The organism is Streptomyces sp. 71268, assembly GCF_029392895.1.
Classification (GTDB): domain Bacteria; phylum Actinomycetota; class Actinomycetes; order Streptomycetales; family Streptomycetaceae; genus Streptomyces.
The window spans coordinates 418,961-445,202 of the sequence record NZ_CP114200.1; the positions used below are offsets into that span (position 1 = coordinate 418,961).

Below are 26,242 nucleotides of genomic sequence, written 5' to 3' on the forward strand. Positions count from 1 at the left end.
GCGGCGGTACGTCTTAGGGTCCAATCCGATGAGTGATTCGCAGACCACTTCGTCTCCCGCCACCGCGCACGGGGCGCCCGCCGACCGCGCCGCGCCCTCAGGCGGCGCCGGCCCCGACACCGCCCGGGCCCCTCGTACGGCCACGCCTGCCTGGGAGTTGTTGCTGCCCAGCGTCGCTCTGCCGGCGCGGCAGCGCGGCCGGGCCCTGCAACGCGCGCTGCGCGAGGCGATCACCTCGGGGCGGATCGCGGGCGGCACCCGGCTGCCGGCGAGCCGCGAGCTCGCCGCCGACCTGGGGGTCTCGCGCGGTCTGATCACCGCCGCGTACGAGCAGTTGACCGCCGAGGGCTATCTGCGCAGCGGCCAGGGGGCGGGCACCTGGGTCAGCGGGGCCGTGCGCTGCGCCGTGCCCGCCGGGCGGGAGCGGCCCGCCGACGCCCGTGAGCCGGCGACCGGGTTCCTGCCCGGCACCCCCGACCTGTCGCTGTTCCCGCGCGCGGCGTGGACGGCGGCGCACCGCAGGGCGTTGGCGAGGCTGCCGCACGAGGCGCTCGGCTACCCCGACCCGCGCGGCCTGCCCGAGTTGCGGGAGGCGCTGGCCGGGCTGCTCACCCGGCGGCGAGGGGTGGTGGCCGACCCGGAGCGGATCGTCGTCTGTTCGGGTGTGGCGCAGGCGTTGACCCTGGTCGGCGCGGTGCTCGCGGGGCGGGGTGACGGCCCGCTGCTGGCGGCGGGCGCCGCGCCGGCCCCGGCTCGCGGCGGCGCGGGCGGCGACCGGTGGGCCGGGGCCGCCGCCGATGCGGTGGGCGACGTACGGGGCACCGCCGAGACCCCGGCTTGGGGCCGGGGCCGCCCGCGGGTGGCCCTTGAGGACCCGGGCACCGCCGCCTATCGGGGGCTGTTCGCGGCGGTCGGGGTGGACGTTGTGCCGTTGGCGGTGGGAGCCGAGGGCATCGACCCGGCAGAGCTGGCCGCCACCGGGGCGCGCTGCGCGGTCCTGACGCCCTCGCACCAGTTCCCCTCCGGGATCGCCTACTCGGCCCGCCGCCGGTCCGGCCTGCTCGACTGGGCCCGGACCGTCGACGGATTGCTCGTCGAGGACGACTACGACGGGGACTTCCGCTACGACAGGGCGCCGGTGGGCGCGCTTCAGGGGCTCGACCCGGCGCGGGTGGTGTACACCGGTTCGGTCAGCAAGTCCCTGGCGCCGGGGCTGCGACTCGGTTGGATGGTGGTGCCACGGCCGCTGGTGGACGAGGTGGTGGAGCGCAAGCGGACGATGGACCTCGGCCATCCCGTCTTCGACCAGGCGCTGTTCGCCGATCTGATCGAACGGGGCGACTACGACCGGCAACTGCGCCGCTGCCAACGCGCCTACCGGGAGCGGCGGGACGCGCTGGTGACGGCGCTGGCCGAGCACTTCCCCGGCACCCGGGTGACCGGCATCGCGGCGGGGCTGCACGTCATCGCCCACCTGCCCGAGCGGTACGGCCCCAAGGAGTCGTTCCTGGCCCGGGCCGAGCGCGCGGGGGTGGCGCTCGCCCCGTTGGACGCGTACGCGTGTGGCACCGCGCCGGAGCAGCACGCCCGCCCCGGGGTGCGCCTCGTGCTCGGCTACGCGCACCTGTCGCCGAGCCGGATCGCCGCCGCCGTACGGCAGTTGCGTCACCCCGGGCGCTGACGCCACCGGGCCCCGCGCGACACCGGCGCCCGGCGCCACCGGGCCCGCCCCGTTCGCGCCGTGGGCGCGGGAGCCGCGCGCCGCCGCGTACGGGTTCGGTACGCGATCCGTCCGCGTCCTGTCACAGCGCCCCACGGACCGCCGCGGGGCGGTCCAATGGGTCGGGCGCGTCGCGGGGCGGTGGCCGGCCATCGCCCCATGGACTGACCAGTTGTTCACCTCCCGTTGGGGCTCCGTCCGTATTGCCCAGGAATCCGAGGGCGATACTGCGGTGACAGGCGTGAAGTGCGCGCGGATTGGGAATAGCAGGAGGTTACGCATGAGCCGGGACCCCGGGAACGCGATCGGGCGCCGCACGGTGCTGCGTGGATCGGCGGTCGCCTCCGCCGCGCTGGCCCTGCCGGCATCGGCGGCGACAGCGGCGCCGGCGCTGATACGGTCCGGCCGCCCGCAGGCCCGCTGGGGCACGCAGGTCGGGGACGTCACGGCGTCGTCGGGCCTGGTGTGGGTGCGCTCGGACCGTCCGGCTCGGATGATCGTGGAGACCTCGGCGACCGGCTCCTTCCGGCGCACGCGCCGCTGGCGCGGCCCGCTCGTGGGCCCGGGCACCGACTTCACCGGCCGCACCGCGCTGCACGGCCTGCCGCCCGGGGAGCAGATCCACTACCGGATCACGCTCGCCGACCCGCACGACCCCAGGCGTACCGGCGAGCCGATCCACGGCACCTTCCGCACGGCCCCCGCGCGCCGCCGCGACGTGCGGTTCCTGTGGTCGGGGGACCTGGCCGGGCAGGGCTGGGGCATCAACCCGGACCGGGGCGGCTTCCCGATCTTCTCCGAGATGCGCCGGCTCGATCCGGACTTCTTCCTGTGCAGCGGCGACAGCATCTACGCGGACAACCCGATTCCGCCCACCGTCACGCTGCCCGACGGCCGCGTCTGGCGGAACATCACCACCGAGGAGAAGTCGAAGGTCGCCGAGACGCTGAAGGAGTACCGGGGCAACTTCCGGTACAACCTGCTCGACGCGCACCTGCGGGACTTCAACGCGCAGGTGCCCTCGATCACCCAGTGGGACGACCACGAGGTGCGCAACAACTGGTACCCGGGGCAGATCCTGGACGACGACCGGTACACCGAGAAGAACGTGGACGTGCTGGCCGCGCGGGCCCGGCGGGCCTGGAGCGAGTACTTCCCCATCTCGACGCTGCGCCCGGACGGGGCCGGCCGGGTCTACCGGGTACTGCGGCACGGGCCGCTGCTCGACGTGTTCGTCCTGGACATGCGCACCTATCGCAACGCCAACTCGCCGGGTCGGCAGCCCGACGACGCCGTGGGCATCCTGGGTGCCGAGCAGCTCGCCTGGCTCAAGCGCGAGCTCTCCCGCTCGCGCGCGGTCTGGAAGGTGATCGCCTCGGACATGCCGCTGGGGCTCGTGGTCGCCGACGGGGGGACGAACTTCGAGGCGGTCGCGCAGGGCGACCCGGGCGCTCCGCTGGGTCGCGAGCTCCAGATCGCCGAGTTGCTGCGGTACATCAAACACCGCCGTGTCACGGGAACTGTGTGGCTGACGGCCGACGTTCACTACACATCGGCGCAGCGGTACGTACCAACGCGGGCCGCGTTCACGGACTTCGAGCCGTTCTGGGAGTTCGTGTCCGGGCCGCTGCACGCGGGCGGCTTCCCGGCCGTCGGGCTGGACGGCACGTTCGGTCCCGAGCAAGCCTTCGTCAAAGCTCCGGCCAAGCCGAACGTCTCGCCGGCCGAAGGCGGTCAGTATTACGGCGAGGTGGAGATCGACGGCGGCAGTGCGGAACTGACCGTCCGGCTGCGGGAAGAGGGCGGCGCCGTCCTCTTCACCAAGGTGTTGCAGCCGGGCCGGGTCGGACAGTAGGGCCCGCCACCGGCGGCGGCACGACACAGGGACGACGCGCGGAAAGCGACGAGGGACGGACGGGGACATCAGGTGTTTGAGCAGTGGACAGAATCGGGCGATAGCAGCCCAGAGCCGCCCTTAACTCATCAGTCACACACCGTTCGTGACCGCGCAACACCGCTCGCGCAGAGTGGAGCTATGAGTGACACGACCTTGACCAGGAGTGCCCGGACCCGGCGGACGTGGCGGCAGCGCCTGGCGGAGCGCGTCGCCGGCCACGACCTGACCTGGAGCCGCGCCCGGCATAGTCACGCCCCGCCCGCCGGTCCCGCGAGCGATACCGACGCCACGGCGCCGGAGGGCACCCCGTCCCGCTCCGCGGCGGACGGCGGGGACTCCACGGCGCTGTGGCGGATGCGCACGACCGTACGGGACCGCCCCGGCAGCCTCGCGGCGCTGTGCGCGGCGCTGGCCGCGCAACGAGTGGACATCCTCTCGCTCCAGGCCCACCCGCTCACCGACGGCACCGTGGACGAGATGTTGGTGCGCACGCCGGCCGGGCTGAGCGCGGAGGTGCTCAGCGCCGCCGCCGGCGCCGGCGGCGGGCGCGACACCTGGGTGGAGCGGGCGGACGCGCACGACCTGGTGGACGGCCCGACCCGGGTCCTCGGCCTGGCCACCCGGACCGCCCTGGACGCGGCGGAGCTGCCGGTGGCGCTGCGGCAGTTGCTGGGCCGCTGCACCATCCGCTCGCAGCCGGCCAACCCCCCGTTCGGGCGGCGCTCGGCCGCGGACGAGGTACCGGCCGACGGCGTGCTGGAGGACACCCTCATGCGACTGCCCGACCCGTCGGGTGGCTCGGTCACCATCGAGCGCCCGCACCTGCCGTTCACGCCGACGGAGTTCGCCCGCGCCCGGGCACTGATCGAGCTGGACTCCCGGCTCGGCCCGCGCGTCCCGCCCAGCCAGGACGTGGTCACGCTGCCCGAGGGCAACGAGATCACCGTGCGCCGCGCCGACCTCGGCGACCTTGAGGCCGCCCGCGCGCTGCACGACCGGTGCTCGCCCGCGACGCTGGCCATGCGCTACCACGGCCCGGTCGCCGACGCCGACCGCTACCTGGAGCACCTGCTCAGCCCGCGCTACGGCCGTACGCTCGCCGTGCAGACCGCCTCCGGGCGCCTGGTGGCCCTCGGGCACCTGCTGTGGGACGGCGAGGAGACCGAGGTCGCGCTGCTCGTGGAGGACGCCTGGCAGCGCCGCGGCATCGGGGCCCGGCTGCTGCGGCAGTTGGTGGAGATGGCGGCCGAGACCGACTGCGCGTACGTCTACGCGGTCACCCAGGCGGCCAACACCGGAATGGTCGCGGCCATGCGCGGCCTCGGGCTGCCGCTCGACTACCAGGTCGAGGAGGGGACGCTGGTCATCACGGCCCAGCTCGCCGCCGCGGCGCTGTCCGCGGGCCCGCGCGGCGAGGGCGGCTAGCTCCCGGCGCGGCCCGGCCACCGCGTGCCGGGCCGCCGCTCGACCCGGCCCGCCCGGGCAGGCGGGTGGGACCGGGGGGGCCGGCGCGGGTGCCCTCCCGGTCAGGAACGTTCCCCGGATCGCTAGTGACGCGGCGGCGTTCGGCGTACGAGGATGAGCCCATGTCCGAGATCCTCACTTCACCGTTGCCGCGCCAGGTCGCCGACGCCTACGTCGACGCCCTCGTCGCTCTCGACCCGATCACCGGCACCTACCTCGGTGTGCCGGAGAGCGCCCCGCGGCTCCCCGACTTCTCCCCGGCCGGCCACGAGGCGCTGGCGGAGCTGGCCCGCGACACGCTGGCCCGCCTCGCCGAGGCCGAGCGCCGGCCCGGCGCCGACAGCGACGCGGAGCGCCGCTGCGGGCGGCTGCTGCGCGAGCGCCTGACGGCGGGGCTCGCCGTCCACGAGGCCCAGGAGCACCTGCGCGCCGTCAGCAACCTCTCCTCGCCGCTGCACTCGGTCCGCGAGTGCTTCACCCTGATGCCCACCGACACCGAGGCACACTGGGCCGACATCGCGGCCCGGCTGCGCGTCGTCCCGGAGGCCCTGGAGGGCTACCGCACCTCCCTCGCCACCGGGCTCGAGCGGCAGTTGCCCGGCGGGCCGCGCCAGGTCTCCACCGTCATCGGCCAGCTGGGCGAGTGGATCGGCACCGACGGCGGGTGGTTCAGCGAGTTCACCCGCAAGGGCCCGGCCGCGCTCCGCGCGGAGTTGGACGCCTCGGCGGCGGCGGCCACCGGCGCGCTGGTCGTGCTGCGCGACTGGCTGCGGGACGTGTACCAGCCGGGCATCGCGGGGGCGCCCAACGTCGTGGGCCGCGAGCGCTACCAGCGCTGGTCACGCCAGTGGAACGGCGCGGACCTGGACCTGGACGAGGCGTACGCGTACGGCTGGTCCGAGTACCACCGCATCCACGAGGAGATGCGCGTCGAGGCGGCCAAGATCCTTCCCGGGGCCACCCCCTGGGAGGCGCTGCGCCACCTGGACACCCACGGGGCGGCGATCGAGGGCCCCGAGGAGACCCGGGTGTGGTTGCAGGAGCTGATGGACGAGACCATCGCGGCCCTCGACGGCACCCACTTCGAGCTGGCCGACCGGATCAAGCGGGTCGAGTCGATGCTCGCGCCGCCCGGCTCCGCCGCCGCGCCCTACTACACGGCGCCCTCCATGGACTTCTCGCGCCCGGGGCGCACCTGGCTGCCGACCATGGGCGAGACCCGGTTCCCCCTCTACGACCTGGTCACCACCTGGTACCACGAGGGCGTGCCGGGCCATCACCTCCAGTTGGCCCAGTGGGTCCACGTGGCCGACCAGCTCTCGCGCTACCAGGCCACGGTGGGGCAGGTCAGCGCCAACTGCGAGGGCTGGGCCCTGTACGCGGAGCGGCTGATGGACGAGCTGGGCTACCTGACCGACGCCGAGCGCCGGCTCGGCTACCTGGACGCGCAGATGATGCGTTCGACGCGGGTCATCGTGGACATCGGCATGCACCTGGAGCTGGAGATCCCGGACCACTCCCCGTTCCACCCGGGTGAGCGCTGGACCCCGGAGCTGGCCCAGGAGTTCTTCGGGCTGCACAGCGGCCGGCCGGCCGACTTCGTGGAGAGCGAGCTGGTCCGCTACCTCGGCATTCCGGGCCAGGCGATCGGCTACAAGCTCGGTGAGCGCGCCTGGCTCCAGGGCCGGGACGCCGCCCGCGCGGCGCACGGCGACGCGTTCGACGCCAAGAAGTGGCATATGGCGGCCCTGTCCCAGGGCTCGCTCGGCCTGGACGACCTGGTGGCCGAGCTGTCCGCGCTGTGAGCCGCGTGCCGCCGGCACCGTGACCCCCGACGCGCGGTGAGCGGCGGACCACGTGGGGAGCGATCGACGCGCGGGCGGCCGGGCGCCCGACGGCGCCCGGCCGCCCGCGCGTCACGGCGCCTAGACGCCGAGGCGGTGCCGCACGGCCGAGCCCGCGCGGCCCTTGACGACCTCCAGTTGGGCCGGAACGCGCTGGCGCAGGTCGGCGACGTGGCTGACGATGCCCACCGTGCGGTCCCGCTCGCGGAGCGAGTCGAGCACGTCGAGCACCTCGTCCAGGGTCTGCTCGTCCAGGCTGCCGAACCCCTCGTCGATGAAGAGGGTGTCCAGGCGCACCCCGCCCGCCTCGTCGGTGACCACGTCGGCCAGGCCCAGGGCCAAGGCCAGCGAGGCGAAGAAGGTCTCGCCGCCCGACAGGGTCGCGGTGTCCCGGCCGTGGCCCGTCCAGGCGTCGATGACGTGCAGGCCGAGCCCGGCCCGGCCGCGACCGCTGGTGCGGGCGTCGGAGTGCACCAGCGTGTAGCGCCCGCCGGACATGTACTCCAGGCGCGCGCTCGCCGCGGCGGCGACCTGCTCCAGCCGGGCGGCGAGCACGTAGGACTCCAGGCGCATCTTGCGCTCGTTCTCCGCGGAGGTGCCGGCGGTGAGGGAGGCCAGCGCGGCCACCCGCTCGTACTCGGCCCGCAGCGGGCCGAGGGCGCGGGCCGCGCGGGCCGCCTGGGTGGAGAGCTGGTCGAGTTGACCGCACCGCTCGCGGGCCGCGGTCTCGCGCGCGGACGCGCCGCGCAGGGTGTGGGTGGCCGCCTCGACGGCGGCCTCGGCCTCCGCGAGGTCGGCGGCCGGGCGTCCGGCCGCGGCCTGGAGTGCCGGGTCGGCCAGTTCGGCGGTGACCGCGGTCTCCTCGGCCTGCCACTGGTCGAGCGCCCGTTGCAGGGCCTCGCGCCGGGCGGCGTCGAGTACGGCGTCGGCCGCTTCCCGTGGGGTCGGGAAGCCCGCGCGCTGGGCGGCGTCCGCCAGGCGCTCGCGCGCCTCGCTCAGCCGCCGCGCCGCCGACTCACTGGCGGCCGCCGCCTCCACCGCGTCGGCGAGCTGCGTCACCTGGCGCTCCAAGCGGTCCGCGCGGGCGGCGACGGAGGCCGCCCCGCGCGTGGCCTCGGTCAACTGCGCCGTCAATGATTCGAGTTCGCCGGACAGCGCCTCGCGGCGGGAGGTGCGGGCCGCGACCCGGCGTTCGGCGTCCTCACGCTGGGCCCGGCGCCGCTCGTACTCGCGCTCCGCGTGCGCCAACTCCTCGCGCGCGGCGTGCGTCTCGGCGCCCACCGCCCGCGCCGTGGCGTGCTCGTCCTGGAGTTCGCGTACGGCGTGGGCGAGTTCGGCGGCCGGGGTGTCGCCGGCGCTCGCGGTGGCGGCGGCCAGCTCGGCGCGGGCCGCGCCGAGCTGGCCGTCGGCCTCCTCACGCAGCGCCTCGGCCTCCTGGTGGGCGGCCTGCGCCGCCTCCTCGGCCGCCCGGTCCACGTGGTCGTCGCCCGCCTGGGCCGGGGCGGGGTGCGCGCTGCTGCCGCAGACCGCGCACGGCTGGCCGGGGCGCAGCGCGGCGGCGAGTTCGGCGGCGATGCCGCGCAGCCGGCGTTCCTTGAGGTCGAGCCAGTGGTCGCGGGCGGCGGCGGAGTGCTCGGCGGCGCGCAGCCGTTCGGCGCGCAGCGCCTCGACGCGCCCGGTGAGCCGGTCGCGCAGCTCGGCCGCGTCGCGGGCGCGTACGGCGGGCTCGACGCGCGCGGCGAGCTGGTCGGCCCGGGCCGCGGCCTCCTGGCAGGCGTCGACGCGCCGCTGGTGGGCGAGGCGGCGCTCGCTCCAGCCGGCGATCCAGTCCGCCGCCTCGGCGATGGCGTCCTCGTCGGCCCGGGCGTCCCGATCGAGCCCGGCCAGTTCGGCGTCGATGTCCAGCACCCGGCGCTCCACTCGGCGCGCCGCCGCCAACTGGCCCAGTTCCTCGCGTAGTTCGCGCTCCAGCGCGGCGAGCTGGTCACGGTCGGCGGTGGCCAGGTGGGGCGGGAGCGGGGCGCGGCAGCGCTCCTCGGCGCCGCGGGCCGCGCGCAGGTCGCGCTCGGCGGCCTGGCACAGGTCCAGCGCGGGCGCCACGACCTCGGCGTCGCGGGCGCGCCGCAGTCGCTCGCGGTCCTGTTCGCGCTCGGGGGCCCGCTCGGCCAGCTCCGCGGCCCTGGCCCGGGCCCGCGCGTACCGGCGCTGGAGCCGGTCGAGTTCGGCGGCCTCCTCGGCACGCCGGCCGGCCGCCTGGTGCGCGTCCTCGGCGGCGCGTACGGCCGCGAGCGCCACGTCCCGCCGCTCGCGGGCGCCACTGCGGGCGATGGCGGCCCACTCCAACACGGCGGCCGCGAGGCCGGGTTCGCCGGGGGTGAGGTCGGGCAGCGGGCGCTCGCGGGTGTCGGGGTTGTCGCCGGCCTCCTGGGCGATCCGGTGGGCGAGGCGCAGGAGGTCCTCGTCGCCGCTGACCACCCGCCGCTGGGTGGTGCGCCGCAGTTCGGCGAGTCGGTCCTCGACGGCGGCGAAGCGGCCGGTGTCGAAGAGCTTGCCGAGGAGCTGGCCGCGCGCCTGGTCGTCGGCGCGCAGGAAGCGCGCGAAGTCGCCCTGCGGGAGCAGCACCACCTGGCAGAACTGTTCCCGGCTCATGCCGAGCAACTGGCCGATCTCCTCGCCGACCTCCTGGTGGGAGCGGCTCAGCGCCTTCCACTCCGGCCCGTTGGGCCCGGTCGTGACCTGTTCGCGCAGGAGCGTCTGCGCCTTGTCCCGGGTCATGCCGTCGCCGCGCTTCTTCGGGCGTAGTTGCTCCGGGTGCCGGGTGATCTCCAACCGCCGGTCGGCGACGGTGAGTTCGAGCAGCACGCTGGTGGGGGTGTGCGGGTCGGCGTGGTGGCTGCGCAGGCTGAGCGTGCTGCCCTGGCGGGCGCCGGGGACGGCCCCGTACAGCGCGTAGCAGACGGCGTCCAGGATCGAGGTCTTGCCCGCGCCGGTCGGCCCGTGCAGCAGGAACAGGCCGGCGGCCGACAGGGCGTCGAAGTCGACCTCGTGGGTGCCGCCGAAGGGACCGAAGGCGGTGACGGAGAGCCGGTGCAGCCTCATCGGGCGACCTCCGCGGCCCCGTCGCCGCCCGGGCGAGTCCGCCCGGCGCCGGCCGCGCGCATGCCGGGCACCCGGGGGCGCCGGCCGTGGGCCCCGGCGCCGTCGTCGGGGGCGCCGTCGTCGGCACCCGGGCCCGGGTGCTCGTGCCCGGCCGCCGCGCGTACCTCGTCGAACGCGTCGCTGAGCACCACGCGCTCCTCGGGGTCCACGGCCCGGCCGGCGCGCACATGGGTCACGAAGTCCTCCGCGATCTGCTGGTCGGTGCGGCCACGCAGCCGCTGGGCGTACGAGGCGTGCGCCGCCTCCTCGGTGCGCTCGGGCGCGAAGGCGAGGCTGAGGACGTGCGGGAAGCGGCGGGCGAGGCGGGCCATGGGTTCGCGCGGACGGGCCGGGTCGGTGAGGGTGGCCTCCACCCAGGAGTCCTCGTGCGGCTCGTATCGGGGGTCGGTGAGCAGGTCGTCGAGGCGGCCGGCGATACGGGCCAGCGGGCGCGGCACCGGGCAGTCGAGGCGTTCGGCGTGTACGTCGCCGGCGGCGTCGAGGTCGATGAGCCACATGGACTTGCGGTGGTTGGCCTCGGAGAACGAGTAGGCCAGCGGGGAGCCCGAGTAGCGCACCCGCTCCGTGATCCGCTGGCAGCCGTGCAGGTGGCCGAGGGCCACGTAGTCCACGCCGTCGAAGACTGCCGTGGGCACGGCGGCCACGCCGCCGACGGTGATGTCGCGCTCGCTGTCGCTGCCCGCGCCGCCGGCGACGAAGGCGTGGGCGAGCACGACGGAGCGGGTGCCGGCGGGGCGCGTGGCCAGGTCGGCGCGTACCCGGTCCATGGCCGCGCCGAGCACGGCCGTGTGCCGGGCTCGGTCGGCGCCCACGGCGGCGCGCGCGAGGTGGGGCTCCAGGTAGGGCAGTCCGTAGAAGGCGACGTCGCCGTGCGCGTCGGGCAGCAGGATGGGCGTCCCGCACTGCGCCGGGTCGGTGCGCAGGTGGATGCCGGCCTGCCGGATCAGGCCGGAGGCGACGCCGAGGCGGCGCGCGGAATCGTGGTTGCCGGAGATCAGGATGGTGGGGACGCCGCAGTGGGCGAGCTGGTGCAGCGCGTCGTCGAACAGCTCGATCGCGGCCAGTGGCGGCACCGCGCGGTCGTAGACGTCCCCCGCGACGAGGACCGCCTCCACCTCCCGCTCGTGGACGGTGCGCACCAGGTGCTGGATGAAGTCGCGCTGGGCCTGGAGCATGCTCACGCGGTGGAAGGAGCGTCCCAGGTGCCAGTCCGACGTGTGCAGCATTCTCACGTGTTCGCCCCGCCCCGCATCTCGTTCCCTTCGTCCGCCCCGCCCCGGGCCCGGTACGGCTCCGCCACCCGGCGGCGGCCCCATCGCGCCACCGCGTGACCGACGCCGCGTGACCGGTCACCGGTTCCCTGCGGGGCTCAGCTTTTCACCCGCGCCGGGCGTGCGTGCCGGGAGGGCAGCCGCAAGCGTACGGCCTGACGGCGGGTGCGGGGCGGGCGAGTGGCGCGGGGCGGCGGGCGGGAGCGGCCGATGAGGCAGGACGGTGGGCCGGGACGGGCCGGCGGGGCCGGGGCCGGGACGGTTCAGGCGCCGGGGGCCGTGCCGTACACCTCGTCGCCGATCTCCAGGCGCGCGGTGCCCGCCGTGCTGTCCGCGAGCCAGGCGCGGAACGCCTCGAGATCGGCGCCCGGCAGCCCGACCTCGATGGTCACGCCCTCGCCGTAGCGCACCTCGCGCACCGCGCGCCCCATGGCGCGCAGGTCGTTCTCCAGCTTCCCGGCCCGCTGGTGGTCGGTGACGACGGTGACGAGTCGGTACCGCTGGCGCACCACGGTGCCGAGAACGTCCAGGGCCTCCCCCACCACGCCGCCGTAGGCCCGGATCAGCCCGCCGGCGCCCAGCTTGACCCCGCCGTAGTAGCGGGTGACGACGGCGGCGACGTACCGCACCTCGCGGCGCACCAGCATCTGGAGCATCGGCACGCCGGCGGTGCCGCCCGGCTCCCCGTCGTCGCTGGCCCGCTGGACACCGCCGTCGGCGCCGATGACGTAGGCGAAGCAGTTGTGGGTGGCGGTGGAGTGTTCGCGGCGGACGCGCTCGACGAACTCCTGCGCCTCCCGCTCGGTCGCCGCGGGCGCCAGCGCGCAGCGGAAGCGGGACTTGTTGATCTCGATCTCGTGCACGCCCTCGCGGGCCACCGTGCGGTACTGCTCAGCCATCTCGCCAGCCTATGTCGCGCCCGCCGTCCGCCCCCGCCGGGGCGGGCGGACGCGCGCGGGGGTCGCCCGGCCTGGGGGCGCCCCCGCGACGGCGCGCGCGGGCGCGGCCGGGGAATGGCTGGTGGGTGGGGGTGGTTGAGCGGACATGTACGCAGACGATGAGACGGTTCGCACGATCCTGCGGGAGTCCGGCGACACCTGGGCCGTGGTGGGCCTGTCCGCCAACGAGGACCGGGCGGCCTTCGGCGTGGCCCGGGTGTTGCAGCGGTTCGGCAAGCGCGTGGTTCCGGTCCACCCCAAGGCGGAGACGGTGCACGGCGAGCGGGGGTACGCGACGCTGGCCGACATCCCCTTCCCGGTCGACGTCGTCGACGTCTTCGTCAACTCCCGGCTCGCGGGCCCGGTCGCGGACGAGGCGGTGGCCATCGGCGCCAAGGCGGTCTGGTTCCAACTCGGCGTCATCGACCCGGAGGCGTACGCGCGCACGCGCGCCGCGGGCCTCGCCATGGTCATGGACCGCTGCCCGGCGATCGAGATCCCCCGGCTGAGCTGAGCGCGGGGGCGGCGGCGCGCGCACGGGCGGGGACCGTGCGTACGGGTCGGGTTCCCTGGTACGGGGCGGCGGCGCGCGTACGGGGACGCCGGGCCGGGCCGAGCGGGCACCGTGGTGGCGGGCCCGCCGGGCCGGTGCCGCCGCGGGCCCGCGCGCCTCGCGCTCAGCCGCCGAGCCCCTCCAGCACCCGCGCGCCGGGCAGCCCGGGCAGCGCTTTGCCCGGCACGATGAGCTTGCCCCGCCGGCTCCCGCTGCCCAGCAACACGTACGGGATGTCGGCGACGGCCGCGTCCACCAGAAGCGGCCAGTCGGCGGGCAGCCCCACCGGGGTGATGCCGCCGAACTCCATGCCCGTCGCGCCGATCGCCGTCTCCCGGGCGGCGAAGGACGCCTTGCGCGCGTCGAGTTCCCGCCGTGCGACGCCGTTGACGTCGACGCGGGTGGCGGAGGGCACCACGCAGGCGGCGAGCGTGACCGCCCCGCCGCGCTTGCCCGCCACGATGACGCAGTTCGCGGAGAACTCAAGGAGCCAGGGCCCGTGGGTCTCCACGAGCGTGGCCGTGTCGGCGACGGCCGGGTCGGTGTCCACGTATCGCACCTCGTCGACGGGCACCGGGCCGCTCCAGCCGCGCACCGCGTCGGCGACGGGCGGCACCAGCAGATCCAGACATTCGGTCGCGGGGCGGACTTCGGTGAACGCCTCGTGGGGCGTGCGCATGCTCATGCGCATCAAGCTAACAGCCCCCGTGGCAGCGGCAGATGGCGGCGAACCCACCCCGGCCACCCCCGCTCCACCGCGCGCCCGGTCGACCGCCCCGGAAGAGCGAGCCCGTCGCCGAGCGCGGAGCCCGGCCCCTCCCAGGTCGCCTCATGCCGCGACCGACCCCGACGCGCACCGGTGGGCCGAGCCGGTGGCCGGCGGCCCGTCGGTGCCGGGCGGACGCTCAGCGGTCGGCCGGCACGTCCCGTGCGTCGGGCGGCGCGGGCTGCGGCGGCAGGACGCCGAGCGCCAGCAGTTGCTCGTGCGTAACCCCCTCGGGGACCGGCATCGGGGCCGGTGTGCGCAGCGGCGGCTGCCAGCCCGCCTCCGCGTCCCAGCGGCGCACGATCTTGGCCGGCGCGCCGGCCACCACCGCGTGGTCGGGCACCTCGCCGCGTACCACCGCGCCGGCCGCGACCACCACGTTGCGGCCGAGACGGGCGCCGGGCAGGACCACGGCGCCGGCGCCGAGCCAACTCCCGGCGCCGATGCTGACCGGGGCGCTGCGCGGCCACTGCTTGCCGATGGGCTGGGCGGGGTCGTCGTAGGCGTGGTTGTCGCTGGTGACGTAGACGTACGGGCCGCAGAAGACGTCCCGCCCGAACTCCACCGGCACCGACGCCACCACGTGCGTGCCCCGTCCGAGCACCACGCCGTGCCCCACCCGCAGCACCGGGTCCGGGCCCAGGTCGAGCCCCGGCAGCATGCCGGCGGCCAGGGTGACCCCCTCGCCGATGACGCAGTGGTCGCCCAGTTCGATCCAGCCCTCGCCGAACACCGTGCCCAGCGGGAACGCCAGCCGGGTGCCGGGGCCGATCCGCCGGAACCGGTAGGGCCCGGGGCGCTCGGCGGTCACCGCGCCGGTCTGCTGCATCCAGCGCCAGCCGCGGTGCACCGCGCGTGAGGCCGCGCGGCGCCGCCAGGCGTCGAGCGAGGAGAACACGTGTCGATGGAGGGGCACCCGCCTACCGTACTCACCAGTAGCGACGGTGCCCAGGCCGGCCCCCTCGACGCTTCGCGGACGCGGCGGCCGGGTCCGGGGCCGGGCCGCCGGGCGTCGGCGCGGGGCACCGCCACGGCGCGCGCCCCGCCCGCGCCGTGGGTCGCGCGCCCGCGCGCTCCGGCGTCGGCGCCCCGGCTCGTTTCGCCGGCGCCCGCCGGACTGAACCCGGCACCCCGGGGCACTCGTGCGGTCCGGGCGCGGCGTGCTCACCTCCCCCGCCGAGCGCCGCCGCGCCCGGGTCCCGGCGCCAGGGCGGGTGGCACCGTGGCGGGCCGGCGGGACGGCTGCGGCGTACGGGCGAGCCGACATGCGTCCCCCGGGCCGAACTGGCAAGGTGACCGACGGGGCGGGCGATGGTCACAGCGAGCGGGTCCCCGGGGCAGGTCCATCGGGGACGGGAGTGAGGCGAGAATCTCATGTCGGTCTCCGCGCACGAGCCGGCCGCCCGACACGCGGTGCCGGGCGCCCCGTGCTGGGTGAGCCTGATGGCCCGTGACCTCACAGCCGCCCAGGACTTCTACAGCGCCGTCCTCGGCTGGACGTACCAACCCGGCATGCTGGGCGGCGAGTTCTCGGTCGCGCTGTTCGACGGCCGCCCGGTCGCCGGGCTCGGCGCGCTCGCCCACACCCTGCACGTGCCCGTCTCCTGGACGCCGTACTTCGCGGTCGCCAGCGCCGACGACGTGACGGCCCGCGTCCGCGAGCGCGGGGCCACGGTCGCGGTCGGCCCGCTGCGCTTCGCGCACGGCCGCGCGGCGCTCGCCGCCGACCTCGACGGGGCGGTCTTCGGGATCTGGGAGGGGACGGTCCTGCACTGGGCGGTGGGGCGTGGCAGCGCCCCGGCCTGGCTCGAACTACGCACTCGCGACGCGTTCGCGGCCGCCATCTTCTACGGGGAGGTGTTGCGCTGGGCCGTGCCCGGCGAGGCGGGGTGCGAGGTGGACTACACGCAGGGCCAGGTACTGGTCAGCGACGGGACGCACGCCGTGGCCGGGCTGCGCGGCGGCGCCATCGAGGAGGCCCCCGACCCGAGCATCCGACCCCGCTGGCACGTGTACTTCCCCTGCTCGGACGTGGACACGTCGATGAAGGCCGCGGTCGCCGGCGGCGGCTCGGTGGTGCAGCCGCCACGGGTCGGCGCGCACGGGTACGAGGCGACCCTGCGGGACCCGGACGGCGGGCTGTTCACGGTCACCTCGGTCCGCGACCGGCCGAAGGAGCCCACCCCCACCGCACCGGACGCCCCTCCCGCGTAGGCCGCCCGTCCCGGGTCGACGCTCCGCCGCAGCCCGCGCGGCGGAGCGCCCAGCCCCGTGGATCTTCACGTCGGCGCGCGGATACCGTGCGGTGTTCGCGCACCGAGTCCCGTGGAGGAGATCCCGATGGCACAGCAGGCACTGATCGCGGCGTTCGGCGGCAAGGCACCGCGGGTGGGCGCGGAGGTGTTCGTCGCGCCGTCGTCGGTGGTGCTGGGCGAGGTGACGCTGGGGGCCGGTTCGAGCGTCTGGTACAACGCGGTGCTGCGGGCCGACTGCGGCCCCATCTCCCTGGGCGCGGGCAGCAACGTGCAGGACAACTGCACCGTGCACGTGGACCCCGGCTTCCCGGTGACGGTCGGCGAGCGCGTGACGGTGGGCCACAACGCCGTGCTGCACGGCTGCACCGTCGAGGACGACTGCCTGATCGGCATGGGCGCCACGGTGCTGAACGGGGCCGTGGTCGGCGCCGGTTCTCTCGTGGCCGCCCAGGCGCTGGTCCCGCAGGGGATGCGGGTGCCGCCCGGCTCGCTCGTCGCCGGCGTACCGGCCAAGGTCCGACGCCCGCTGACGGACGAGGAGCGCGCGGGCATGCGGGCCAACTCCGAGGTGTACGTCGACCTCGCGCGCCAGCACGCCGCCGCCCTGGGTGGGCCCGCCCCCACTGACACCGACGCCGCCCGATAGCGCGCCACCACCACGGCGGCGACCGCCGGGCCCCCGGGCCGCCTGTCGTCCCTCGCGCACGCGCGGGCCGCCGTGGCTCGGCCGACGGACGGCGTACGCCCCCTCCCGCGGGGGCGTACGCCGTCGGTCGGGCTGCCCGCCCGTGGGTCCCTCACAGCGCCACGAGCGTCGCGGCCCCGACGTAGACGGCCTGGAAGAGGGTGCGCCGGCCGAGCGGATCGCCCTGGGCCACCTGGCGGCGGGCGGCGGAGACGTTGGCCGGGAACAGGGCGATCATCAGCAGGGCGAGGCCGGCCGCCGCCCATCGCGACAACGCCGGGACCAGCAGCCCGATCGCGCCGGCGATCTCCAGCCCACCCGTGAGCGTGACCAGCAGGTCGGGGCGCGGGACCATGGCGATGAGGTCGGCCCGCGGCGCCGGGTGGAAGTGGGCGAGCGCGGTGAACAGGAACATCACCGCGAGCCCCACGCACAGTGCGGGGTACCAGGCGTCGAGCGCCGACACTCCGAGCAAGCCGGCCAGGCGCGCCGCGCAGAACCCGACGACCAGGGCCACGAACGGTTCCATGATGGCCTCCATCGGTCGAACTTTCCACTGTCAAGATGCGTCCGGGGCACCCCATCTTGTCAATGGAAAGATAGGGTGGGGACATGACGGAACGGTCGTATCACCACGGAGACCTGCGCCGCGCCCTGCTCACGGCCACCGCCGCGGCCATCGCCGACAAGGGCCCGACGGCGCTGAGCCTGCGCGACCTGGCGCGCCGCGCGGGCGTATCGCACGCCGCGCCCGCGCACCACTTCGGCGACAAGGCGGGGCTCCTCACGGCACTCGCCGCCGAGGGGTACGCCATGTTGGCCGACGCGCTCGGCGCCGCCGGCGGGGACCTGCTGGACAGCGGCGTGGCCTATGTGCGCTTCGCCATCGAGCACCGGGCGCACTTCGAGGTCATGTTCCAGCCCGGCCTGTACCACCCCGACGACCCGGAGGTGGCCGCCGCGCGCGAGCGGGCCGACCGCGCGCTGACCACCGCCCTCTCGGCCCGCCCGAGCCACCCGCGCGACGAGGACACCGAGGCGACCCAACTCGCCGCGTGGTCCGTCGCGCACGGCTTCGCCGCCCTGTGGCTCAGCGGCGCCCTGCCCACCACCACGGATGGCGACCTCGAAGCCCTGGCACGACGCGTTCTCAGCCAGCTCTTCCAGCAACCCTGACCCGACCGGAGCGCGGGCCCGCCAGCGATGGGCCCGCACTTCGAACCCACACACGCCAACGCGGCGTCTCTCCCCGGGAACCACACCAGCTTCCGGGAACCACACCCCAGCCGAATCAGGATGTGTAATATCCAGGTTGCGAGGTGAGGCGTTCGCGGCCGCCAACTCCGCCCGCCCTCACCCCGTTTCGCCGCCCCACCCCCGCACCCGGAGGCATCGCGGCACGCGACGCCCCTACCGCCACCCGCGCCGACGTTCCGCACCCGACGGCCCAACCGCCCACGGCGCCAACCACCCGCCACCACCCACCACCCAGCCACACGCCGACGACCTGTCGCGCGGCGCACACCCACAGGGAGAATCTGGATGTCTGATGTCCCGGTTACGGCCGCGGGCAGGCCCGCCGCCGAGGCGACGCGGGCCGGGGGCGGCCTCGCCGCCACGTTCGTCCTGGCGCTCGGCACCTTCGCCGTCGGGACCGACGCCTTCGTGGTCGCCGGCTTCCTCCCGGACATGGCCCGCTCGCTGCACGTCTCGACGGCCACCGCCGGACAGTCGATCACGGTGTTCGCCGCCGCCTACGCCGTGCTGTCGCCCGTACTGGCCACGCTGACCGCGCCGCTGTCGCGGCGAACCCTGCTGGTCGGCGCCCTGATCCTGCTCGGCCTCGCCAATCTGGGCTCCTCGCTCGCCCCCGACTTCCGGACGCTGATCCTCTCCCGCGTCCTGGCCGCCGCAGGCGCCGCCGCGTACACGCCGGGCGCCGGCGCGGCCAGCGCGGCGCTGGTGCGGCCCGAACTCCGCGCCCGTTCGCTGGCGGTGGTCGTCGGCGGGCTCACCGTCGCCACCGCCCTGGGCGTGCCGCTGGGCCAGGTGGCCAGCGGGGCGCTCGGCTGGCGCTGGGCGCTCGGCCTGGTGGCCGCCCTGTGCCTGGCGGTCGCGGCCGGCGTCGCCCGGATCATGCCGTCGCTGCCCGGCAGCCCCCGGGTCCCGCTCCGCGCCCGCCTGACGGCCCTTCGCCAACCCGCCGTGCTGGCCGTGCTGCCGCTGACCGTGTTCGGCATGGGAGCCAGCTACACCGTGTACGCGTACAGCGTGGAGGCGTTGGGCGCGGTGGGCGTGGCCGACTCCCGGCACGTGTGGATGCTCTTCCTGTACGGGCTCGGCGCGGTGCTCGGCAACTTCGCCTCCGGGTTCGGCACCGACCGCTGGGGATCGACCCGCGTTCTGACGGCCGGGTACCTCACCATGGCGATCTCGCTGGGCGGGCTCGGCTGGCTGGCCTCGGCCCACTCCCCGCCGTCCGCCCTGGTCGGCCTCGTGATGGTCGGCTGGGGGGCGAGTACGTGGTGCCAGACCCCGGCGCAGCAGCGCCGCCTGATCGCGGCGGCCCCGAGAGAGGCGCCCCTGGCGGTCTCGCTCAACTCTTCCTGCATCTATCTGGGCATCGGCCTCGGCACCCTGGTCGGCGGCGCCACCCTGCCCACCGGCGTGGGCACCGTGTGCGCCGTCGCCTGCGGGGTCGCCATCGTCGCCCTGGCCTTCGCGCTGGCGACGGCGCGCGTCCCGGGCGCGTCAGCGACCGTCACCCGGGGCGGGCGCTGAGGGGGCGCGCGGTATCGGCGTGCCGGGCCGCCGCCACGCCGCTGGCTGGCGGTGGCCCGGTCGCGGGCGCCCATCAGGCGTTCGGGCGGAGCGTCCAGGTGATCGACATCTCGCCGCTGACGGCGCCGTCCTCGCGGGTGATCTCGACGCGCACCGGGAACTCGGGCCGCCCGCCGGCGTCCAACTCGGCGACCACGTCGGCGATCGGGCGTCCGAGCTCCGCGGTCGCGGTGACGACGCCCTTGGCGACCTTCTTGTACCCGATCTCGGCCCGTACGGCGAGCGGCACCGCACGCGAGAGCTGGTCGCCGAAGGCGGCCATCACGATCGCCCCGCTCGCGGACTCGGCCAGGGTGAACATCGCGCCGGCGTGCGGCCCCTGGATGTGGTTGTGGTAGTCGGGCTGGTCCGGCAGGCGCAGGACGGCGCGCTCGGCGCTCGTCTCGACGAATTCGAGACGGAGCGTACGAACCATCGGCACGCTGGCCGTGAGCATCTCGCCGATCGACGGCATGGTCTCTGACATGCCCGAAAGTTACCAGCGGGTAGGAACTTGTGGGAAGGGCGGACGTAGCAGCCCGCAGACGGCCCCTCTATGGTTACTCGCCATGTGGCCAGGACAGCAGCCGCCCGGGGGCGAGCAGAACCCGCAGGACCAGAACCCGTACCAACAGCCGGGGTACCAGCAGACCGGACCGCCGGGGCAACCGGGTCCGTACCAGACCCCGGCGCCGGGGCAACCCAACCCGTACCAGCAGCCGGTGCCGCCGCCCGGCGCGCAACCCGGGCCGCCCGGAGCCCCGCACCAGGGCGCCTACCAGCAGCCGGGCTATCCGCAGCAGACCCCGCCGCCGCAGGCGTGGAACGCGCCGGCCGGGCCGGGCGCCCCGCAGCCCCCGCAGGGCGGCGGTGACAAGCGGAAGAAGGCCATCGCGATCGTCACGGCGTTGGCCGTGGTGGCCGCCGCCGCCGTCGCCGGCGTGGTGATCTTCTCCGGCGACGACGGGGACGACAAGAAGGACAGCGCGAAGGAGTCGCCCAAGCCGTCGGCCTCCGCCCCGTCCCAGCAGCCGGGGGGCTCACAGGCGCCGAGCGGCGGGCCCGACAACCCGCGTGGCGGCTCGGACAACCCGCGCAGCGGCGACCCCGCCGCCAAGCCCGTGATCCCGGGTTGGAAGACGGTCATCAGCGCCAAGCGGCACGTGGCCTTCGACGTCCCGGACACCGCGGACTGGAAGGTCGAGTCGGCGGGCCTGTCGGTCGGCTTCGAGAGCGACAAGGGCAAGCCGCTCGTCATCATGTCCAGCCCGGCCAAGTACAAGCAGGACGCGTGCTCGGTCAAGGTCGAGGGCAGCACCCGCCCGGACACCAGCGACCTCGGCGGCGTCGGCACCAAGGGCGCGCTGGGCGCCAAGAGCGAGGCGAGCGCGGCCGAGATCGAGGCCGAGAACTGGGTGTTCGCCGGCTACGACCAGAAGCAGACCGGCCAGCGCAAGGTCACCAAGGCCAAGCCGTTCCAGAGCGACCACGGGCTCAAGGGTTACGCCGCCTCCGCGACGGTCACCGGCGTGAAGAAGACCGACAAGTGCTCCAGTGACGGCAAGTCCTTCACGGTGGCCTACACCGACGTCAACGGCGACTACGCGCTGTGGGTCCTGCACGCCGCGACCGGCGTCAAGGACGAGTTGCCGAACGAGACCATCGAGAAGATCAAGAGCACGCTGCGCCCGCTCAAGTCGAACGGCTGACCGCGCCCGTACGACGGGTCGCCGGTAAACGGATTGGCAGGGGGACCCACCCCCGGGAATAGTCCGCCTGTGACCACTCCCCCCGCCACCCCGCACCGCCGCCCGGCCTGGACCGGACGCAACTACACGCTCCTCACGACCGCCGCCGTGGTGACGGGCCTCGGGAACTCCGGGGCCCTCATCGCGGCGGCGTTCGCGGTTCTGGACGCGGGTGGCGACGGCACCGACGTGGGTCTGGTCGCCGCCGCCCGTACCGCCCCCCTCGTGCTGTTCCTGCTGATCGGCGGGGCCGTCGCGGACCGGCTGCCCCGGCACCGGGTGATGGTGGCCGCGAACACCCTGAACTGCCTGTCCCAGGGCGCCTTCGCGGCCCTGGTGCTGACCGGTGACGCGGCACTGTGGCAGATGGCCGTGCTCGCCGGAGTGGGCGGCACCGGCCAGGCGTTCTTCGCCCCCGCGGCCGAGGGGATGGTGCTCAGCTCGGTCACCGGGGAGCAGGCCAGCCGGGCGTTCGCGTTCTTCCGGATGGGCGTCAACGGCGCGAACATCGGCGGCGCGGCGCTGGGCGGCGTGTTGATCACCGCCGTCGGACCGGGGTGGGTGCTGGCCATCGACGCCGCCGCGTTCGCCCTCGCCGGCGCGCTGCGGGCGTTCCTCGACGTCAGCGGCGCGCCCGCCCGCGCACCCGGGGGCGGGCTGCTGCGCGAGTTGGCCGAGGGGTGGCGCGAGGTCGCGGGACGGCCGTGGCTGTGGAGCATCGTGGGGCAGTTCGCGGTGGTCAACGCCGTGGTCGCGGCGGCGCAGTCGGTGTACGGACCGCAGGTCGCCGAGGACCATCTGGGCGGGGCCAGGCCCTGGGGCGTCGCGCTGGCCGCGTTCGGGGCCGGCACGTTGGTCGGCGGGTTGCTGATGACCCGTTGGCGCCCGCGTCGCATGCTGCTGGTCGGCACCGTGTGCGTCTTTCCGCTCGCCCTGCCGTCGGCCGCGCTTGCCGTGCCGCTGCCGATGGTGGGCCTTGCCTCGATCATGTTTCTGAGCGGGGTCACCGTGGAGGTCTTCGGGGTCTGCTGGATGATGACGCTGCATCAGGAGATCCCGGAGGACAGGTTCTCGCGGGTCTCGGCGTACGACTGGTTCGGGTCGGTGGCCATGCTCCCGGTGGCCACGGCGCTCGCCGGCCCGACCGAGCACCTGGTCGGCCGCTCCGCCGCGCTGTGGGGTTGCGCGGCCCTGGTCGTGCTGCTGACGGCCGCGGTGCTCCTGGTGCCGGACGTACGCCGACTCCAGCGCCGCACCGACGCTCCCCGGCCCGCCGCCACGGCCCCCGCGCCGGCAATGCCACCGGGCGCCACCCCGGTCGCCGGCCCGGCGGAGGACCAGGGTACGGAGGGGGCGGGCGCGGACGGGCGCCCGGCGCTCAACTGATACTGAACGCCCCGCTCGGCGGCACGGGCGAGGGCGTCGCCGCCGCGTCCCACACCGGTTCGGCCCCGGCCACCAGGCGCTCCAGCGCGGCGCCGTCGGCGACCCGCGCGGGAAAGGGGTCGGCGGCGGCGCGGCGGGCGAGCGCGGCGTGCGGCAGCGGTCGGTCGCCGGCCACCAGGATCGCGTTGCCGAACCGACGGCCCCGCAGCACCCCGGGCTCGGCGATCAGGCACACGTGAGCGAAGACGGCGGCCAGCGTCGCGACCTGGGAGCGCAGGAAGTCGAACGGTGCCCCGTCCGCCACGTTGGCCGCGTACCGCCCGTCGGGGCGCAGGACGCGGGCGGCCTGCCGGGCGTACTCGACGGAGGTCAGGTGCGCGGGCACCCGCGAGCCGCCGAAGACGTCGGCGACGATCACGTCGGCCGACGCGTCGTCGGCCCGCTCGAGCGCCTCGCGCGCGTCGGCCGCCACCACCTCGACCGCGTGGTCCAGGTCCAGCGGCAGTACCTCGGCGACGAGACCGAGCAGCGCCCGGTCGGCCTCGACCACCCGCTGGCGCGAGCCGGGCCGGGTGGCGGCGACGTAACGCGGCAGCGTCAGCGCCCCGCCACCGAGGTGCAGCACGTCCAGCGCGGCGGCCGGCTCCGCGTCGCCCCGGCCGGCCGTGTCCAGCACGTGGCCGAGCCGTCGCGCGTACTCGAACTCCAGGTGCAGCGGGTCGGCGAGGTCCACGTACGACTGCGGGGCGTCGTCCACGGTCAGCAGCCAGCCGTGCGGGCGGTCCACGTCGGGCAGCAGCTTGGCGGCGCCGAAGTCCACGGCACGGCTCACGGGTATCCGGTCGTCCACTCCCCCATTGTGCGGCCGTGCCCGCGCCGCCCCGTACCAGCGCGCCTCGCTCCGTGGCTCACGGGGACGACGGAGCCATGGTGCCCGTGGAACCACGGAGCGGGGCCGAGGGCGCCGGCGCGTGGGCGGCCCGCGCGCCGGCGCTCAGCCCTCGATCGTGAGCACCGTGCCCGCGCCCACTGTCCGGCCGCCGTCCCGGATGACGAAGCGCAGGTCAGGTTGGACGGGGGTGGCGCGGCTCAGCTCGACCCCCAGCGTGAGGGTGTCGCCGGGGCGGGCCGCGCGCGCTCCCGGCGTGTTGATCGCGCCGAGGACGTGGGTCGTCCGCAGGAAGAACTCCGGGCGGTACCCGGTCGCGAACGGCTCGGCCCGCCCGCCGCGCGCCCCCGGGAGGACGTGGACGTGCGCCGTGAACCGGCGCCGCGGCGTCAGGCTGCCGGGGGCGGCGGCCAGGTCGCCCCGGCGCGGCACGGCGTGCGGGACGCCGCGCAGCAACAGCGCGACGGGGTCGCCCGCCTCGGCCCGGCTCAGCCGTCTGCCGAAGATCTCCAGGCCGGCCACCGCCATCTCGACGTCGGGGCCGACGACCTGCACCCGGTCCCCGCTGCGCACCGTGCCGCGTTCGATGGTCCCGGAGATCACCGAGCCCTCGCCGGCGCGCGGCAGCGCGTGGTCCACCGGTAGCAGGAACGGCTCGCCAGGGTGGCGCTCCGGCGTGGGCACCACGGTGTCCACCGCGTCCAGCAGCGCCTCGATGGTGCCGATCCACCTCGGGGCGCCCTCCAGCGCCCGGAGCGCCGAGACCCGGATGACGGGCGTGGTGCCGACCGGGTAGCCGTGCGCGTCCAACAGCGCGCGGATCTCCCGCTCGGCGCGCTCCATCGTCGCCTCCTCACCGGCGTCCACCTGGCTGAGGGCGACGACGAGGTGTTCGACGCCGAGTTGTCGGGCGATGAGCACGTGCTCGACGGTCTGGGCCTGGACGCCGGCGAGGGCCGAGACGACGAGGATCGCCCCGTCGAGCTGCGCCGCCCCGCTGATCACGTGCTCGACGGCGGCGGCTTCGCCGGGCATGTCCCGGTGGGCGTAGTGGCGGGTACCGGTCTCGTACTCGACGCGCGTGCTCTTGAGCGCGCCGCGCGCCGCGGCGTCCAGCGCGCGGTCGCTGCGCGCGGGCGGTGCGACGTCGGAGGCGGTCCGCGCGCCGAGCACGCGCGTGATGGCCTCGGTGAGCGTGGTCTTGCCGTGGCGGGCGTGGCCCAGGGTGGCGATGTTGAGGTGCGGCTTGGCGAGCACGGGCGTCTGCGTGGACATGGGTTCCTTTCGTGGAACGGAGGGGGCCCGAGGTGTCGGGCCCGGTGGGAGGAGCGACGCGGTACGCCGTAAGCGGCCCGCGACCGGTTCGTTGGGCCCGTGCGCCCGCGCCACGGGCGTGCCCCGAGGCGTGCCGGGCGCGGCGGGCGGGGACGGGCGTGGCGCGGGAGGCGGGCTGGCGATGCGGCGGACGGATCAGTCGGCTGGCGCGGACCCCTGTGCCGGACCAACCCTCCCGCTGCGGGGTCCACAGAGATCGTCGGGGAGGGTCAGCTTCGTACGCCGCCCGTGGGCGTGGGCGGGGCGGCTGGGAGGGGGGTGAGGGCAGCTCCGACGACGTACGCGGCTGCGGCCACGAGCGCGTGCGGGGCATACCGGACCATGGGCCTGATCATGTCCCTCGCCCCGGGCCCGGTCGAGCGGTTTTCCCAGCTCGGCCGCGCGGCCAAGGGGACATCCCGCGTTCCGCGGCCCCGAGGGCCCGGGCCGCCCCGCGGCCCCCGGGCGCCCAGCCCCTCGCGCCGCCCCCTCGCACTGCCGGCCCCGTTCCCTCGTCACCCCGATGGCCTCGCTGACAACTGACGGCCCTCGTGTCCCAGACGCCCCATGGCGGGCCGGGTCGCGGGGTCGTTCCGGCCCCTCGGGTTTTCTTCGGTGGCGTTCACGGGACACCCGGGACACACCGACGTCGGTTACGCTCCAGCGGTGTTCGAACCTGCCGCGCAGTCTCCTCGCCGCCTCGCGTGGTGCGCCCGGGCGTTGCTGTCCCCGCGCGCCAGGCTCGGCCTGCTCATCCTGCTCCTGGTCAGCGCGAGCACGGCGGTGCTCGTCCTCGAACCGCAGCGACTGATACGCGACGGCTGGCCACCCCATATGTCGGGGGCGACCGCCGTGGTGGTGTTCGCGGCCGCGTACGGGCTGTGCACCTCGGCCCTGGTGCCGAGACCGCTGCTGAACCTCGCGGCCGGGGCCCTGTTCGGCAGCCAGGCGGGGCTGCCGGCGGCGGTGGCCGGGACCGTGCTCGGCGCGGGCATCGCCTTCGGCCTGGGCCGACTCCTTGGACAGGAGGCGCTACGACCACTGCTGCGGGCCCGCCCGTTGGCGATGGCCGACCGGCAACTGAGCGACCACGGCTTCCGTTCGATGCTGGCGCTACGCTTGTTCCCGGGCGTCCCTTTTGCCGCCGCGAACTACTGCGCGGCGATCTCCCGGATGGGCTGGCTGCCGTTCCTGCTGGCGACGGGGCTTGGCAGCGTGCCGAACACGGCCGCCTACGTCATCGCGGGCAGCCGCGCCTCGACGCCCACCTCGCCCGTCTTCCTCATCTCGATGGCCTTCATCGCCGTCACCGGGCTGGCCGCCGTGCTGGTCGCCTGGCGCAAGCGAGCGAAGCTGCGCGGCCGCCCCGCGCCGGCACCCGAGGCGTCCGCGGCGCGGGAGGAGGCCCGCGAGGTGCGGGAGAACGCGCCCAGGGCCGCCACGGCGCCGGGCGCGTGACCGCTCGCGGGAGCGGGGAGCAGAGGGCTCTGTCCACGCCTTCATGAACGGACGCTACGCTGCCCCCTGACTGGT

General features: G+C 75.7%; 21 protein-coding genes. 12 read left to right on the forward strand and 9 right to left on the reverse strand.

Going from position 1 to position 26,242, the window contains the following annotated elements; translation table 11 throughout:
• Positions 1 to 28 precede the first annotated feature (28 nt).
• The 4 genes from OYE22_RS01510 to OYE22_RS01525 all read left to right on the forward strand — a co-directional run bounded on the left by OYE22_RS01510 (position 29) and on the right by OYE22_RS01525 (position 6,886).
• A complete protein-coding gene (locus OYE22_RS01510) occupies positions 29 to 1,681 on the forward strand; it encodes a PLP-dependent aminotransferase family protein (RefSeq protein WP_277318684.1) in 1,653 nt (550 codons plus the stop codon).
• Positions 1,682 to 2,000: 319 nt separating this feature from the next.
• Positions 2,001 to 3,575, forward strand: coding sequence for an alkaline phosphatase D family protein (locus OYE22_RS01515; RefSeq protein WP_277318685.1), 1,575 nt, complete (start codon positions 2,001 to 2,003; stop codon positions 3,573 to 3,575).
• Positions 3,576 to 3,755: 180 nt separating this feature from the next.
• Entirely contained in the window at positions 3,756 to 5,042 is a 1,287-nt protein-coding gene (locus OYE22_RS01520; RefSeq protein WP_277318686.1) for a GNAT family N-acetyltransferase, read from the forward strand.
• A gap of 161 nt (positions 5,043 to 5,203) precedes the next feature.
• Positions 5,204 to 6,886 (forward strand): DUF885 domain-containing protein, encoded by a 1,683-nt coding sequence (locus OYE22_RS01525; protein WP_277318687.1) that lies wholly within the window; start codon positions 5,204 to 5,206, stop codon positions 6,884 to 6,886.
• 120 nt (positions 6,887 to 7,006) lie between these two features.
• Here the strand turns inward: OYE22_RS01525 and OYE22_RS01530 are convergent, their stop codons facing one another.
• The 3 genes from OYE22_RS01530 to OYE22_RS01540 all read right to left on the reverse strand — a co-directional run bounded on the left by OYE22_RS01530 (position 7,007) and on the right by OYE22_RS01540 (position 12,254).
• Positions 7,007 to 10,024, reverse strand: a complete 3,018-nt coding sequence (locus tag OYE22_RS01530) for an SMC family ATPase (RefSeq protein ID WP_277318688.1) — start codon at positions 10,022 to 10,024, stop codon at positions 7,007 to 7,009.
• The gene (locus OYE22_RS01535) at positions 10,021 to 11,316 is read right to left on the reverse strand and encodes an exonuclease SbcCD subunit D (protein ID WP_277318689.1); all 1,296 of its coding nucleotides are present in this window, start codon (positions 11,314 to 11,316) and stop codon (positions 10,021 to 10,023) included. The genes OYE22_RS01530 and OYE22_RS01535 overlap by 4 nt, the downstream gene beginning before the upstream one ends.
• Positions 11,317 to 11,618: 302 nt before the next feature.
• Positions 11,619 to 12,254, reverse strand: coding sequence for a YigZ family protein (locus tag OYE22_RS01540; protein ID WP_277318690.1), 636 nt, complete (start codon positions 12,252 to 12,254; stop codon positions 11,619 to 11,621).
• Between the two features lie 145 nt (positions 12,255 to 12,399).
• On the opposite strand from OYE22_RS01540, the gene OYE22_RS01545 reads away from it, so the two are divergent.
• Positions 12,400 to 12,807 carry a CoA-binding protein gene (locus OYE22_RS01545; protein WP_277318691.1) on the forward strand — a complete coding sequence of 136 codons (408 nt, stop codon included), beginning with the start codon at positions 12,400 to 12,402 and terminating at the stop codon, positions 12,805 to 12,807.
• 163 nt (positions 12,808 to 12,970) lie between these two features.
• On the opposite strand, the gene OYE22_RS01550 is transcribed toward OYE22_RS01545, so the two are convergent.
• Both OYE22_RS01550 and OYE22_RS01555 read right to left on the reverse strand, forming a co-directional pair.
• Complete coding sequence (locus OYE22_RS01550) at positions 12,971 to 13,525, reverse strand: YbaK/EbsC family protein (RefSeq protein WP_277323938.1); 555 nt, start codon at positions 13,523 to 13,525, stop codon at positions 12,971 to 12,973.
• 226 nt (positions 13,526 to 13,751) lie between these two features.
• Entirely contained in the window at positions 13,752 to 14,528 is a 777-nt protein-coding gene (locus tag OYE22_RS01555) for an acyltransferase (protein WP_277318692.1), read from the reverse strand.
• Between the two features lie 458 nt (positions 14,529 to 14,986).
• Between OYE22_RS01555 and OYE22_RS01560 the strand changes: the two genes are divergently transcribed.
• Together OYE22_RS01560 and OYE22_RS01565 are read left to right on the forward strand one after the other, a co-directional pair.
• Positions 14,987 to 15,826: a VOC family protein gene (locus OYE22_RS01560; protein WP_277318693.1), complete on the forward strand. Its 840-nt coding sequence runs from the start codon at positions 14,987 to 14,989 to the stop codon at positions 15,824 to 15,826.
• A 126-nt stretch (positions 15,827 to 15,952) separates the two neighbouring features.
• On the forward strand, positions 15,953 to 16,513 hold the full coding sequence (locus tag OYE22_RS01565; RefSeq protein WP_277318694.1) for a gamma carbonic anhydrase family protein: 561 nt from the start codon (positions 15,953 to 15,955) through the stop codon (positions 16,511 to 16,513).
• Between the two features lie 151 nt (positions 16,514 to 16,664).
• Here OYE22_RS01565 and OYE22_RS01570 read toward each other — a convergent pair whose 3' ends face one another.
• Entirely contained in the window at positions 16,665 to 17,081 is a 417-nt protein-coding gene (locus tag OYE22_RS01570) for a DoxX family protein (RefSeq protein ID WP_277318695.1), read from the reverse strand.
• An 83-nt stretch (positions 17,082 to 17,164) separates the two neighbouring features.
• Between OYE22_RS01570 and OYE22_RS01575 the strand changes: the two genes are divergently transcribed.
• Positions 17,165 to 17,728 carry a TetR/AcrR family transcriptional regulator gene (locus tag OYE22_RS01575; RefSeq protein WP_277318696.1) on the forward strand — a complete coding sequence of 188 codons (564 nt, stop codon included), beginning with the start codon at positions 17,165 to 17,167 and terminating at the stop codon, positions 17,726 to 17,728.
• A gap of 366 nt (positions 17,729 to 18,094) precedes the next feature.
• Entirely contained in the window at positions 18,095 to 19,333 is a 1,239-nt protein-coding gene (locus tag OYE22_RS01580; protein WP_277318697.1) for an MFS transporter, read from the forward strand.
• A 73-nt stretch (positions 19,334 to 19,406) separates the two neighbouring features.
• On the opposite strand, the gene OYE22_RS01585 is transcribed toward OYE22_RS01580, so the two are convergent.
• Positions 19,407 to 19,859: a DUF4442 domain-containing protein gene (locus OYE22_RS01585; RefSeq protein ID WP_277318698.1), complete on the reverse strand. Its 453-nt coding sequence runs from the start codon at positions 19,857 to 19,859 to the stop codon at positions 19,407 to 19,409.
• Positions 19,860 to 19,941: 82 nt separating this feature from the next.
• Between OYE22_RS01585 and OYE22_RS01590 the strand changes: the two genes are divergently transcribed.
• Positions 19,942 to 21,081, forward strand: a complete 1,140-nt coding sequence (locus OYE22_RS01590) for a hypothetical protein (protein WP_277318699.1) — start codon at positions 19,942 to 19,944, stop codon at positions 21,079 to 21,081.
• Positions 21,082 to 21,150: 69 nt separating this feature from the next.
• Positions 21,151 to 22,506, forward strand: coding sequence for an MFS transporter (locus tag OYE22_RS01595; RefSeq protein WP_277318700.1), 1,356 nt, complete (start codon positions 21,151 to 21,153; stop codon positions 22,504 to 22,506).
• On the opposite strand, the gene OYE22_RS01600 is transcribed toward OYE22_RS01595, so the two are convergent.
• Both OYE22_RS01600 and OYE22_RS01605 read right to left on the reverse strand, forming a co-directional pair.
• On the reverse strand, positions 22,499 to 23,356 hold the full coding sequence (locus OYE22_RS01600; protein ID WP_277318701.1) for a fused MFS/spermidine synthase: 858 nt from the start codon (positions 23,354 to 23,356) through the stop codon (positions 22,499 to 22,501). The two genes, OYE22_RS01595 and OYE22_RS01600, sit on opposite strands and share 8 nt — an antisense overlap.
• A 144-nt stretch (positions 23,357 to 23,500) precedes the next feature.
• Positions 23,501 to 24,670, reverse strand: a complete 1,170-nt coding sequence (locus OYE22_RS01605; RefSeq protein WP_277318702.1) for a GTP-binding protein — start codon at positions 24,668 to 24,670, stop codon at positions 23,501 to 23,503.
• 705 nt (positions 24,671 to 25,375) lie between these two features.
• Here OYE22_RS01605 and OYE22_RS01610 point away from each other — a divergent pair.
• On the forward strand, positions 25,376 to 26,167 hold the full coding sequence (locus OYE22_RS01610; RefSeq protein ID WP_277318703.1) for a TVP38/TMEM64 family protein: 792 nt from the start codon (positions 25,376 to 25,378) through the stop codon (positions 26,165 to 26,167).
• Positions 26,168 to 26,242 lie beyond the last annotated feature (75 nt).